Source organism: Variovorax sp. P4_B11, from assembly GCF_056402355.1.
In genome coordinates this window covers 1-13,048 of record NZ_JBFUHO010000066.1, presented here as the reverse complement: position 1 = coordinate 13,048, position 13,048 = coordinate 1, and the positions used below count along the sequence as shown (strand labels likewise).

Sequence of the window (13,048 nt, the reverse complement as noted above, 5' to 3'; positions counted from 1 at the left end):
TCTGTGCGTCCTCGCGCTGCAGCGGCGAAGGATAGCGCGATGATCCGCAACACGGAGAAGTTCGCCGCCTTGCTCGCCGAAGTGCGGCAGTTCGTGCGCACCGAGTGCCTGCCCATCGAGGAGGCTGTCGATCGCGATGACGAAATCCCCGAGCCGCTGGTGCAGCGCATGCGCGGGATCGGGCTGTTCGGCCACAGCATTCCGGAGGCCCATGGCGGCGCAGGGCTGACCACCGAGGAGTTGTCGCTCGTCAACATCGAAGTCTCGCAAGCGGCGACGACGTTCCGGGCGCGCTTCGGCGGCAATACCGGCATCGCGTCGGAATCCATCGTGGTCGACGGCACGCCCCGCCAGAAGGCGGACTACCTGCCCAGGCTCGCCAGCGGCGAGCTGACCGGGTGCTTCGCGCTGACCGAACCGGAAGCCGGGTCCGACGCGACGGCGCAGAAGACGACGGCGGTGCGTGATGGCGGCGACTTCGTGATCAGCGGCAAGAAGTGCTTCATCACCAATGCACCGATCGCGAACCTGTTCACCGTGTTCGCCAGGACGGAGCCAAATTCGAAGGGTGCCAACGGGATCACCGCCTTCCTCGTGGAGCGAGGCACGCCCGGCTTGTCGACATCGGCGCCGTACCGCAAGCTCGGGCAGCACGGCTCGCCGGTGGGCGAGGTCATCCTGGAGCGGGTCAGGGTTTCGGCCACCGCGATCGTTGGCGGCATCGAAGGGCAGGGATTCCGTACGGCCATGAAGACCCTGAACAAGCAGCGCATCAACCTCGCCGCCCTGTGCGTCGGTCCCGCGATCCGGCTCGTCGAGGAAATGGCGAAGCACGCGCGAACGCGCCGTCAGTTCGGCCAGCCGATCGGCGACTTCCAGCTGGTGCAGCAGATGATCGCCGAGAGCAATACGGAGGTGCATGCCGCGCGTGCGCTCGTGCTCGAGACGGCGCGCAAGCGAGACGACGGCGCCGACGTCACGATGGAGGCGTCCATGTGCAAGCTGTTCGCCTCCGAGATGTGCGGCCGTGTCGCGGACCGGGCCGTGCAGGTCTTCGGCGGCAGCGGCTACATCGCCGGCAACGTCGCCGAGCGCTTCTTCCGCGATGTGCGCCTGTTCCGCCTCTACGAGGGGACGAGCCAGATGCACCTGCTCAACATTGCCAAACGAACCATGCACGGCGGCAACGGCGAACGGTCGGTTGCGCGATAGCCTGCAAGGCCACCTGCGGCGGCCGCGATCTTCTTTAGGCCCCCGAGCCCAGGTCGCCGGATGGCGCGGGCCGGTACTCGATGTGCACGGGATGCTCGCACCCTGGCAGGAGCGGCGCGCCAAGGCCTCCTGATGGAGCACCTGGCCGGCGATGTCTCGCTGGCCGATTGTCGCGCGCGATTGCGGGCTTTCGCGTGGTCATTTCTCGTCGCCGCGGCGTGCGAGGCCTCGACCTGCGGCCGAATGAACTGCCCTCGTGCTGGAGGCATCCGTGGCCTATCGGGACGCCAAATGTCCAAAGAGCCTTATTAATCGACAAGACATGCATCCACGTCGAAACGAGGATGCACACCGAACCCCAACCACAGGCGATCGACGCCGTGCGTCGTCCGGTAGAGACCTGTTGAGTTCGGCCAATCCCTGCCACCTTTGAAGGAAAAAACATGGCTGATTCGAAGACCAGCAAGAAACGACGCCTCGCGCCGCTCCACACCCCGAGCGATCTGGGCGCCGACGCGACGCGCGACATCTCCGCGGGGCTGAACGTCCTGCTGGCGGACACCGTCGCGCTCTACTTCAAGACGAAGAACTTCCACTGGCACATGTCGGGTCCGTCGTTTCGCGACTACCACCTGCTGCTGGACGAGCAGGCCGACCAGATCTTCGCCACGATCGATCCCATCGCCGAACGCGTGCGCAAGCTCGGCGGGACCACCCTGCGGTCGACGGGCCATGCCTCGCGGCTGCAGCGTCTGTCGGACAACGACGCTGACTTCGTGACCCCGATCGGCATGCTGGCCGAGCTGCGCGAAGACAACCAGCGGCTGGCCGGCTTCATGCGCGCGACGCACACGCTGTGCGACGAGTACGGCGACGTCGCCAGCGCGAGCGTGCTGGAGAACTGGATCGACGAAGCCGAGCGCCGCACCTGGTTTCTCTTCGAATCCGTGCGCGAGAGCTGACTGCCGGACCGATCAACCAACCACCTTATCTGCAACATTTCACCAGGAGAACCCATGACCACACTCACATTGCGCGATGGCACCGAGCTCTACTACAAGGACTGGGGAACGGGCCAGCCGATCCTCTTCAGCCACGGCTGGCCGCTCAGCGCGGACATGTGGGAGTACCAGATGCTGTTCTTCGCGCAGCGCGGCTACCGCGCCATTGCGTTCGATCGCCGCGGCTTCGGTCGTTCGAGCCAGCCGTGGGAAGGCTACGACTACGACACCTTCGCTGACGACATCGCCGAACTGATCGAAAAGCTGGACCTGCAGAACGTCGTGCTCGCGGGCTTCTCGATGGGCGGCGGCGACATCGTGCGCTACATCGCGCGCAAGGGCGCGGCACGCGTTGCCAAGCTGGCCCTCATCAGCGCCGTGACGCCGCTCTTCATGAAGACGCCCGATCACCCGGTAGGCCCCGACAAGGCGGTCTTCGACGGCATCCGTGCCGGCCTGGCCGCGGACCGGCCGCAGTTCCTGGACGATTTCAGCACGCTCTTCTACGGCACGAACCGCGAGGGGGCCAAGGTCTCGCCGGGCATCTTCAAGCAGACGCTGGCGATTGCGTTGCAGGCCTCGATCAAGGGCACCATCGATTGCGTGACGGCCTTCTCCGAAACCGACTTCAGGCCGGACATGAAGAAGATCGGCGTGCCCACGCTCGTCATCCATGGCGACGACGACCAGGTGGTCCCGATCGCCGCCACGGGCAAGCTCGCAGCCGAGATGATTCCGGGCAGCCAGTTCAAGGTCTATCCCGGCGCGCCGCATGCCACCTGTTTCACGCACAAGGACCAGGTGAACGCCGACCTGCTGGCGTTCATCCAGGCCTAGGCCTAGCGATTCGCGGGGTGCATGCATGCCAGGCGCGGCGATGACTCCTGCGTTTCCCGAAGGTGCTTACGGCGACCGGCTGGGAGGCTATTTCGAGTTGTCGTCGGCGCCTGCGCTCGTCATGCTCCGCACGTCGAGCGCACCGTTTGCGGCGACGCGCATCCGCTGCACGCTCGATCAGCTCGGCATGAAGCAGGAGATCCCGGCAGAGGACGCGTTCGTCGTGACGCTGCACCTCGTTGGCATGCGCCACCACGAGCTCTGGGTGCGCGGCCGGCCCGCGGTGGTCCGGGGCTATTCGCGCGGCGCCATCAGCATCGTCGATCTGCGCGACGAGGTGGCCAGCTACCTCGGCAGCCCGCTGGACGCGCTCAAGTTCTACGTGCCGCATGCGCTGGTGGATGCGGTGGCGGACGCCGCCGGCACCGCCCGTGTCAGCGCGCTTTCGTGCCTGCCGGGTCTGGTCGATCCGGTGCTGGGACATCTGGGCGCGGCGGTGCTGCCCTTGCTGGACAACCCGCGATTCGCCAACTCGACCATGCTCGAGCACCTGGCCCTGGCGATCTGTGCCCACCTGGTGCGCCGATTCGGCAAGAATACCGAGACCGATGTGCCGGTGACCGAGGCTTCGGCACCTTCATGCCATCGGCTTGCCTTCGATCCCGTGACGTCGCCGCAGGCCGCCTGGCGACGACTGCATCTGCACTGAAGAACCATGACATCTTCCATTTCCGTCCGCGACAATCCTTCGAAGCATCGTTTCGAGGCCGAGTCCCAGGGCGAAGTTGCGGTGGCCGTCTACGCATTGACGGACAAGGTCATCACCTTTCTCCACACCATCGTCCCGGATGCGCTGCGCGGCCAGGGCATCGCGACGCAACTGGTGCTGGCCGGGTTGGGCTCCGCGCGCGATCGCGGCCTGCGAGTCATTCCGCAGTGCCCCGTTTTTGCTGCCTACATGCGGAGCCATCCCGAGACCCATGACCTCCTGGCCGATGAGGGCCGTGCCCTGCTCGGCCTTTGAAGGGAGCCGTCCATGGCCGCGGAGGATCGTCACCCCGAATTGCGGACTGCGACGCTGGACGAGATCATCGGTCGCGAGCCGCCCCGGCCGGACACCGTCACCGCCGTCATCCGGCAGACCGTCAAGCCGGAAGCCGTGGCGCAGTACGAGCAATGGCTGAAGAAAGTGATGCCGATCGCCGCCCGATTCCCCGGCCATCGCGGCGTCAATGTCATCCACCCGGCAGCAGGGACCCTGCAGTACACGATCACCATTCGATTCGATTCGCTGGAACATGCACAGGACTGGTTCGGCTCCGCCGCGCGGCGGCAGCTGGTCGACGAAGCTGCCGCATTCCTGGAGGCCGACGAAACGGTGGAAACGCGCAGTGGCCTCGAGTTCTGGTTCAGGCCGCCGGCGGGGCAGAAGCCGGCCAGGCGCTACAAGCAATTCCTGCTGACGCTGTCGGTGATCTACCCGCTGACCATGCTGGTCCCGGCCATGTTGGGCCGGCTGTTCGATCTTGTGCTCCCGGGGTCGAACTATTTCACCGAGCACTTCATCGCATCGGCCGCGATCGTTGCCTTGATGGTGTACGTCATCATGCCGAGGTACACGCGGCTGATGTCCCGATGGCTCTACGGGTAGTGCGCCTTGCCCCTCAGCGGCCAACGACGACCGGCGCTGCCGCTTCGCCCTCGCGCGTGCGGTGTTGAAGCGCGACGGCGCAGGCGGCCAGCACCGGTGGAATCACGAAGCACCAGATGTTCACCCAGGTGAAGCTGAGCGCGGCAGCCGCGCAGCCTGCCGCGAAGACCGCGACGCTGCCCGACATGCGCAGCAGGCGGGCGCGTGCGGCGACGGCGTCCTGCGCGGGAAGGCCTCGCAGCAGGTCGGCCAGGTCGATCATGATCTGGGTGGTCGTGCCGGTCATGAGGGTGGTCGGCGGGGCGCTTGCCAGATGAATCCGGTGCGCGGCGTTCTGGATGGCCATCGCCGACACCAGCGCCATGCCCGTGAGCATGGCGAGCCCGCTGTCGCCGTCGCTGAAAGGGCCGAAGCGCACGGCGATCGCCGCGCCCGCGGCGAGCAGCAGCGTCTTGAGGACCAGCATCGTGCGCAGGACCGGCAGGCCGAAGTCGGGCAGCTTGTAGCTCAGCCAGCGTGTCAGGACGACGACGACACAGAACACAGGCAATGCCAGGAGCTTGGTCAGTGCCCCCGAGGTGCCGTGCACCAGCGCCGCGCCGAAGGTCACGAAGTTCCCGGTGACGTGGGCGGTGAACAGGCCCTGGAGCGCCAGGAATCCGGCGGTATCCACGAAGCCCCCGTTGAGGCTCATGAGCAAGGGAAGGGACGGTTTCATGCGGAGGCCTTCATGGATGGGGGAGCGCTTCTGTGCGCAGGGCGCCATGGTGCGCCTTCGGCGCACTCGCCGTCTTGTCGGGTTGACTGACGCTTTGCACATTCGGGCGCTGGCGTGGCCCGGCGTTCAAGCCGGGCGACTCTTGTTCAAGACAGGTGGGTGAGGGTGGGTTAAATATTCGGCGAGATAGTCGAACCGAGAGATCCCCCATGGCAAGAGAAAGCAGGCCGCCGACGCTGACCACGACAGGCGGCGCGCCCGTTGCGGACAGTCAGCACTCGATCACGGCCGGCCCTCGCGGACCGATCCTGATCCAGGACTACCAGATGGTCGAGAAACTGGCGTACCTGGCGCGCGAGCGCATCCCGGAGCGGGTGCTCCATGCCAAGGGCGCTGCCGCCTTCGGCACCCTCCGCATCACGGGCGATCTCTCGCGCCGCACCAGGGCCCGGGTTCTTCAACCCGGCCAGTGCACACCGGTCCTGGTCCGCTTCTCCGGGCTGACGGGCGAGCGCGGCTGCGCCGACGCGGAGCGCGATGTGCGCGGCTTCGCCCTCAAGGCCTATACGGAAGAGGGCAACTGGGACCTCGTCGGCAGCCACCTGCCGGTGGCCTGTATCCGCGACCCGCAGAAGTTTCCCGATCTGGTCCGAGCCATGAAGCGCCATCCGGTGAGCCACTTGCGCTCGCCCACGGCGATCTGGGACTTCTGGTCGCTGTCGCCGGAAAGCCTGCACCAGATCGTCATGCTGTTCTCCGACCGCGGCCTGCCGGCGGGCTTCCGCCATATGCATGGCTACGGCACGCATGCCTTCGGGCTTATCAACGCGGCCAACGAACGGGTGTGGGCGAAGTTCCATTTCAAGACGCAGCAGGGCATCCGCTGCCTGACGAACGCCGAGTCCCGCGAGGTGATCGCCGACGATCGGGAAAGCGCGCAGCGCGACCTGTTCGAAGCGATCGAGCGCGGCGAGCATCCGCGCTGGTCGCTGCAGGTGCAGGTGATGCGCGAAGCGCAGGCGGCCGGGATGCCATTCAACCCGTTCGACGCGACCAAAGTCTGGCCGCAGCAGGAATTTCCGCCGATGGAACTCGGGACACTCGAACTCGATGCCAATCCCGACAACTACTTCGCACAGGTGGAGCAGGCGACCTTCAATCCGGCCAACATCGTGCCCGGCATCTGCTTTTCACCCGACAAGCTGCTGCAGGGGCGGCTGCTCGCCTATGCCGATGCGCAGCGCTACCGGGTCGGCACGCACCACGAGGCGCTGCCCGTGAACCGTCCGAGGTCCCCCGTGCACACCTACCATGCGGATGGCGCCATGCGTCTGAATGTGCCACCCCGGACCGACGCCTATTACGAGCCCAACTCGTTCGGGGGACCGCGTCCCGACCGCCAGCTCGCGGAGCCGGCGCTGCCGCTGAGCGGCGACGCCATGCGCTTCGACGATCGCCAGGGACTCGGCGACCATGCGCAGGCAGCTGCCTTGTACCGCCGCATGGACAGCGGCCAGAGGCAGCGGCTGATCGAGAACATCGCGGCGTCGATGGCCGCGGTGGTCCCCGAGGCCATTCAGCGGCGCCAGATCGCGCACTTCCGGCTGATCGACGTCTCGCTTGGAAAAGGCGTGGCGGCGCAGCTTGGAATCCAGGTCTAGGGGCCCGTGGGCGGGCATCGGGCCCGCGATGGGGCGACGATGATTCCGGTCAAGATTGAATGAACGCGAAAGTCACGGGTACGATTTGTGCTGAGCCTTTGACTCCTGGCGCACGTGCGTTGCACGCGATGCGGCCGACGCCACGTTCGTTCAAAGAATCGGGCTTGGCTTCTATCCGAAGTTCGGCGCTGGGCGGCCAATAGGGCCTTCTGTCTTCAACTGTTGTTCTATCAGGCCATGCACGCTGAAACCAGCTCTTTCGGGACGAGAGGAAGCTCTCCCCAGGCAGCGAAAGCCTCATCGTCCCTGCCCGATCTTTCGGTCGGACCGAAGGACACGCTGGGTTGCACGTCCACGCATCTCCACAAGGACCAGGAGCTCTCGGCCGGCGGCGTCAGGGTCTACCGCAAGACGACCGAGGGCACGCAGCTCGACTACGTGGAGACGCCGGCCACCGGCCGCGGCGTGCTCGTCGGAATTTCGCTGCGAGACGGCCACCGGAGGCGGATCATTCATGAGCACCATGCGTCATGCCATGAGTTCGACAGGGGCGCCATCTACATCCGTGACTTCAGCGATCGCTATCGCGCCGACATGAAGTCCTCCTTCGACTTCGTGCTGCTCGAGATCTCGCATGCCGCGATCGAGCGCGCGATCGAGGACAGGGACGGCGCCCGGGTCAGCGGGCTTGCACGCGTCACCGGTGTCAAGGACGAGGTGCTCGGCAATCTCGCCTTGGCGCTGACGCCGGCGCTCGACCGGCCTGCCGAGACAAGCATGCTGTTCGTCGACCAGATGAGCGTCGCGATGGGGACCTACCTCCTCGAGAAGTACGGTGGCGCGCCCATGGCGGACGCGAGGAGGAATCGGATCCTTTCGCGTTCGCAGGAGGCGCGGGCGAAGGAAATGCTGCGAAGCAAGATCGACGGCGGCATTTCGATCACCGAGATCGCGGGCGCCTGCAATCTTTCGCGCAGCTATTTCATCCACGCCTTTCGCGAGACCACGGGCCAGACGCCGCACCAGTGGTTGATCGCCCAACGGCTGGAGCGTGCCCGCACGCTCCTCATGGACTTCGAGTGCCCGCTCGCGGACGTCGCCGCAGCCTGCGGCTTTGCCGACCAAAGTCACTTCACGCGCGCCTTCACCCAGAGCATGGGCACGCCGCCTGGCAATTGGCGCCGAAGGGTGCGGGTCGGCAGCTGAAATGGAGAAATCAGCGTCGCATTGTTCAAGCCCAAAACGCGCGACCGGGTTGGCGCTATCGGGACCGCGGGAGCGGCCTCGTAACCCTCTGCGTCCGGCACCGCACAAGGTGCGATGCATGCACTCCCGGGCGGGTGGCGTCCCTGGAACACGACGAATTTGCGATCTTCCGCCGGCAGGAGCAAACTGACGGGTCGGCGACCCCGCCGTATTTGCGCACAAGGAGGATTGCCATGTCCATTCCTTCCCATCTGTCCAGCTATCTCGACCAGCGTGGCGCACGCTATGACGTCTCCATGCACGGACACAGCCATAGCAGCCTGGAGACCGCCCGCTGCGCCAACGTGAGCCCGGGTCAACTGGCCAAATCGGTCATCCTCGAGGACGAACACGGTTGCGTGATGGCCGTCGTTCCCGCCGACAAGATGGTCATGCTCGGCGAGTTCTCCCGCTTTGTCGGTCGCCACAAGCTGAAGCTGGCCGGCGAGGCCCGGATTGCAGCGCTGTTCGATGACTGCGACCCCGGCGCGATACCGCCAGTCGGAATGGCATGGGGGCTGCCGACCATCGTCGACGACGAACTCGAAACCAACGACGTCGTCTACATGGAAGGTGGCGATCACGAGCGGCTGCTGCGGATGTCGCACGAGCAGTTCCATGCGCTGATGCGTGCCCAGCCGCACGGGAGCTTCACCAAGACCCCGGAGCTCTGAAGGCCCCTGACGGGCGCGCCGACCGGCAGTCATGGTCACGGCGACCTTCCGGTTCTACGAGGAGCTGAACGACTTCCTCGCGCGGGAGCGGCGAGGGCGCGAGTTCTCCTGCCGGTGCGCGCGAAGGGCGACCACCAAGCACATGATCGAGGCGCTCGGCGTTCCGCATACCGAGGTCGAACTGGTGCTGGTCAACGGCGGGTCGGTCGGCTTCGAGACCTTGCTGCACGACGGCGACCGGGTCGCCGTCTTTCCGCAGTTCGAAGCCCTCGACGTCACGCCGCTGCTGCGCGTTCGAGAGCGTGCGTTGCGCGTGACCCGTTTCGTCGCGGACGCGCACCTGGGTGGCCTCGCGCACCTGCTGCGCATGACCGGGTTCGACACGCTGTACGACAACCATTTTCGCGACGAAGAGATCGAGCGTATCGCTGGCGCGCAAGGACGCATCGTGCTGACGAGAGATCGAGAGCTGCTCAAGCGCCGGGGCATCACGCATGGCTGCTACGTGCATGCGTTGCGGTCTGCGCAACAGTTGCGCGAGGTCTTCGATCGACTCGACCTTGCGCGCGGCGCGCGGCCGTTCACGCGATGCCTGGACTGCAACACGCCCTTGCATGAGATCGACAAGTCGCTGGTCGCCTCGACCTTGCCGGCGATGGTGCGCGAACGCTACCAGCGTTTCAGCACCTGCGATGCATGCCGGCGCGTGTTCTGGGAGGGCTCGCATTTGCAGCGGATGCGCGCCATGGTGGACGAGTTGGTGGCGCCAGCGCAAGGATGAGGCGGCAGCGGGATACAAGCGTTTCGGCCGCAACCGCCGCCTGCGGTGCCTCGTTGGCCGCCTCAGGGTTTGCCCCCAATCATCGGTCCGGTGAATCGGACGGCCGCATCGCTCCGCATCCGGATCAGCGGCGGAGCGCTCGCCTCGATTTCGCCTCATCCCAATGAAATCAACAACTTAGAGCGCTTTCCGCGCCGCGCGCCGCGTGGCACATCGATTGCTCTGTACCCAGGCCGACCGCGTCGCCCGATGCGGGTCCCGGCCATGACACTGGAGACAAAGCGATGAGCACCATGGGTGACCTTGACCCCACGGAAACGGGCGAGTGGGTCGACGCGCTGGGCGCGGTCCAACAGCACCGGGGCAGCGAGCGCGCGAACTTTCTGTTGAACCGCCTGGTCGACGAAGGCCGCCGCGACGGCGTGTACGTGCCCCGTTCGCTGAACACGGCCTACAAGAACACGATCCCGCCCGAGAAGGAAGAAAAATCGCCCGGCAACCGCGAGATCGAACACCGCCTGCGCTCGATCATCCGCTGGAACGCGATGGCGATCATCCTGCGCGCCAACAAGGACTCGTCCGAACTCGGTGGCCACATCGCGAGCTTCCAGTCGGCGGCCACGCTCTACGACATCGGCTTCGGCCACTTCTGGCATGCCGCCACCGACACGCACGGTGGTGACCTGCTCTTCATCCAGGGCCACAGCTCGCCCGGCATCTACGCGCGTGCTTTCCTCGAAGGCCGCCTGAGCGAGCAGCAACTGCTCAACTACCGCCAGGAGGCCGAGGGCAAGGGCATCCCGTCGTACCCGCACCCCTGGCTCATGCCCGACTTCTGGCAGTTCCCCACGGTCTCGATGGGGCTTGGCCCGCTGATGGCGATCTACCAGGCGCGCTTCCTGAAGTACCTGCACGGCCGCGGTCTCGCCGACACCGCGCCGCGCAAGGTCTGGGCCTTCATGGGCGACGGCGAAATGGACGAGCCCGAATCGCTCGGCGCCATCTCGCTGGCGGGCCGCGAGAGCCTGGACAACCTCGTGTTCGTCATCAACTGCAACCTGCAGCGCCTGGACGGTCCGGTGCGCGGCAACGGCAAGATCGTGCAGGAACTCGAGAGCGTGTTCCGCGGCGCCGGCTGGAACGTCATCAAGGTGCTCTGGGGCAGCGGCTGGGACGCGCTGCTGGCCAGGGACAAGAGCGGCAAGCTGCTGCAGCGCATGGAAGAGTGCGTCGACGGCGAGTACCAGGACTTCAAGAGCAAGAGCGGCGCCTATGTGCGAGAGCATTTCTTCGGCAAGTACGAAGAAACGAAGGCCCTGGTCGCCGACATGAGCGACGAGCAGATCTGGGCGCTGACCCGCGGCGGCCACGACCCCGAGAAAGTGTTCGCCGCCTATGCCGCCGCCGTCAAGCACAAGGGCCAGCCCACGCTGATCCTGCCCAAGACGGTGAAGGGCTACGGCATGGGCGAATCGGGCGAGGGCCAGATGATCGCGCACCAGGCCAAGAAGATGACGCAGGACGCGCTGCGCGGCTTCCGCGACCGCTTCCAGATCCCGGTGTCCGATGAAGACCTGCCCAAGGTGCCCTTCATCCAGCTCGCCGAAGACAGCCCGGAGATGAAGTACCTGCGCGAGCGCCGCGCCGCGCTCGGCGGCTATCTGCCGCAGCGCCGGCGCAAGTCGGTCGCGCTCGAGATTCCGCCCTTGGCCAACTTCGAGCGCCTGCTCAAGGACAGCGGCGAGCGCGAGATCTCCACCACCATGGCCTTCGTGCAGATGCTCGGCACGCTGGTGCGCGACAAAGCCATCGGCAAGCACGTGGTGCCCATCGTGCCCGACGAGTCGCGCACCTTCGGCATGGAAGGCATGTTCCGCCAGCTGGGCATCTGGTCCTCGCTCGGCCAGCTCTACAAGCCGCAGGACGCCGACCAGCTCATGTACTACCGCGAGTCGAAGGACGGGCAGGTGCTGCAGGAAGGCATCAACGAGGGCGGCGCGATGTCCAGCTGGATCGTCGCGGCCACCTCGTACAGCACGAACAACGTGCCGATGATTCCGTTCTACATCTACTACTCGATGTTCGGCCTGCAGCGCGTGGGCGACCTGGCCTGGCTGGCCGGCGACATGCGTGCGCGCGGCTTCCTGCTCGGCGGCACCGCGGGGCGCACCACGCTCAACGGCGAAGGCCTGCAGCACGAGGACGGCCACAGCCACATCCTGGCCGGCACCATTCCGAACTGCATCTCGTACGACCCGACCTTCGCCTACGAGGTGGTGGCCATCGTGCGCGACGGCATGCGCCGCATGTACGCCGAGCAGGAGGATGTCTACTACTACATCACCCTCATGAACGAGAACTACCCGCACCCCGGCATGCCCGAGGGCAGCGAGGCGGGCATCCTCAAGGGGCTCTACCAGCTCAGCGACGGCGGCAAGACGCCGAAGAAGGGCCTCCGCGTGCAGCTCATGGGCAGCGGCACCATCCTGCGCGAGGTGATGTTCGCGGCCGAGCTGCTCAAGAGCGACTTCGGCATCGTCGCCGACGTGTGGAGCGCCACCAGCTACAACGAACTGCGCCGCGACGGCATGGCCGCCGAGCGCTGGAGCCGGCTGCACCCGACCCAGCCGGCGCGCAGGAGCCATGTCGAGCAATGCCTCGACGGCCACGACGGCCCGGTCATCGCGGCCACCGACTACATGCGCAACTACGCCGACCAGGTGCGCGAGTACGTGCAGGCCGCGGGCCGGCGCTACACGGTGCTCGGCACCGACGGCTTCGGCCGCAGCGACTACCGCCGCAAGCTGCGCCGCTTCTTCGAGGTCGACCGCTGGCACGTGGTCGTGGCCGCGCTCAAGGCGCTGGCCGACGACGGCGTCATCCGGCACACCGTGGTGGCCGAGGCCATCGAGAAGTACGGGCTCCAAGCCGAGCGCGCCGCCCCCTGGACCGTCTGAGGCACGACAGAACATGAGCAACGCAATCGACATCAAGGTTCCCGACATCGGCGACTTCAACGACGTGCCGGTCATCGAGATCTTCGTGAAGGTCGGCGACACGGTGAAGGCCGAAGACCCGCTGGTCTCGCTCGAATCCGACAAGGCCACGATGGACGTGCCCGCGCCGCGCGGCGGCGTGGTCGAGTCCATTGCCGTGAAGCTGGGGGACAAGGTCAGCGAAGGCAGCGTGATCATGACCTTCAAGGCCGAGGGCAGTGCTGCTGCTGCGTCGGCGGCGACCGGCGATGCGCCTGCGGCGACCGCTGCTG

Annotated in this window: 13 protein-coding genes; 12 read left to right on the top strand and 1 reads right to left on the bottom strand. The window is 66.2% G+C overall.

The features are described from left to right. Positions 1-39: 39 nt before the first annotated feature. From AC1DYD_RS34550 to AC1DYD_RS34525, 6 genes are all read left to right on the top strand, one after another. The gene (locus AC1DYD_RS34550) at positions 40-1,212 is read left to right on the top strand and encodes an acyl-CoA dehydrogenase family protein (RefSeq protein ID WP_478177246.1); all 1,173 of its coding nucleotides are present in this window, start codon (positions 40-42) and stop codon (positions 1,210-1,212) included. Positions 1,213-1,655: 443 nt separating this feature from the next. Further along, on the top strand, positions 1,656-2,174 hold the full coding sequence (locus tag AC1DYD_RS34545) for a Dps family protein (protein WP_478177245.1): 519 nt from the start codon (positions 1,656-1,658) through the stop codon (positions 2,172-2,174). A 54-nt stretch (positions 2,175-2,228) separates the two neighbouring features. Further along, the gene (locus AC1DYD_RS34540) at positions 2,229-3,050 is read left to right on the top strand and encodes an alpha/beta fold hydrolase (protein ID WP_478177244.1); all 822 of its coding nucleotides are present in this window, start codon (positions 2,229-2,231) and stop codon (positions 3,048-3,050) included. 40 nt (positions 3,051-3,090) lie between these two features. Next, a complete protein-coding gene (locus AC1DYD_RS34535) occupies positions 3,091-3,759 on the top strand; it encodes an AraC family transcriptional regulator (RefSeq protein WP_478177243.1) in 669 nt (222 codons plus the stop codon). 6 nt (positions 3,760-3,765) lie between these two features. Further along, positions 3,766-4,074 (top strand): GNAT family N-acetyltransferase, encoded by a 309-nt coding sequence (locus tag AC1DYD_RS34530; protein ID WP_478177242.1) that lies wholly within the window; start codon positions 3,766-3,768, stop codon positions 4,072-4,074. A gap of 12 nt (positions 4,075-4,086) precedes the next feature. Then, positions 4,087-4,701, top strand: coding sequence for an antibiotic biosynthesis monooxygenase (locus AC1DYD_RS34525; RefSeq protein ID WP_478177241.1), 615 nt, complete (start codon positions 4,087-4,089; stop codon positions 4,699-4,701). Positions 4,702-4,714: 13 nt separating this feature from the next. Here the strand turns inward: AC1DYD_RS34525 and AC1DYD_RS34520 are convergent, their stop codons facing one another. Beyond that, on the bottom strand, positions 4,715-5,419 hold the full coding sequence (locus AC1DYD_RS34520) for a YoaK family protein (RefSeq protein WP_478177240.1): 705 nt from the start codon (positions 5,417-5,419) through the stop codon (positions 4,715-4,717). 209 nt (positions 5,420-5,628) lie between these two features. On the opposite strand from AC1DYD_RS34520, the gene AC1DYD_RS34515 reads away from it, so the two are divergent. From AC1DYD_RS34515 to AC1DYD_RS34490, 6 genes are all read left to right on the top strand, one after another. After that, complete coding sequence (locus AC1DYD_RS34515; RefSeq protein ID WP_478177239.1) at positions 5,629-7,080, top strand: catalase; 1,452 nt, start codon at positions 5,629-5,631, stop codon at positions 7,078-7,080. 237 nt (positions 7,081-7,317) lie between these two features. Then, entirely contained in the window at positions 7,318-8,286 is a 969-nt protein-coding gene (locus AC1DYD_RS34510) for a helix-turn-helix domain-containing protein (protein WP_478177238.1), read from the top strand. Between the two features lie 233 nt (positions 8,287-8,519). After that, positions 8,520-8,999 carry an aminoacyl-tRNA deacylase gene (locus AC1DYD_RS34505; protein ID WP_478177237.1) on the top strand — a complete coding sequence of 160 codons (480 nt, stop codon included), beginning with the start codon at positions 8,520-8,522 and terminating at the stop codon, positions 8,997-8,999. A gap of 31 nt (positions 9,000-9,030) precedes the next feature. Next, a complete protein-coding gene (locus AC1DYD_RS34500) occupies positions 9,031-9,780 on the top strand; it encodes a Mut7-C RNAse domain-containing protein (RefSeq protein WP_478177236.1) in 750 nt (249 codons plus the stop codon). 284 nt (positions 9,781-10,064) lie between these two features. Continuing rightward, the gene (gene aceE / locus AC1DYD_RS34495; protein WP_478177235.1) at positions 10,065-12,737 is read left to right on the top strand and encodes a pyruvate dehydrogenase (acetyl-transferring), homodimeric type; all 2,673 of its coding nucleotides are present in this window, start codon (positions 10,065-10,067) and stop codon (positions 12,735-12,737) included. A 13-nt stretch (positions 12,738-12,750) separates the two neighbouring features. After that, a partial coding sequence (locus AC1DYD_RS34490) for a biotin/lipoyl-containing protein (RefSeq protein ID WP_478177234.1) occupies positions 12,751-13,048 on the top strand: 298 nt, incomplete at its 3' end.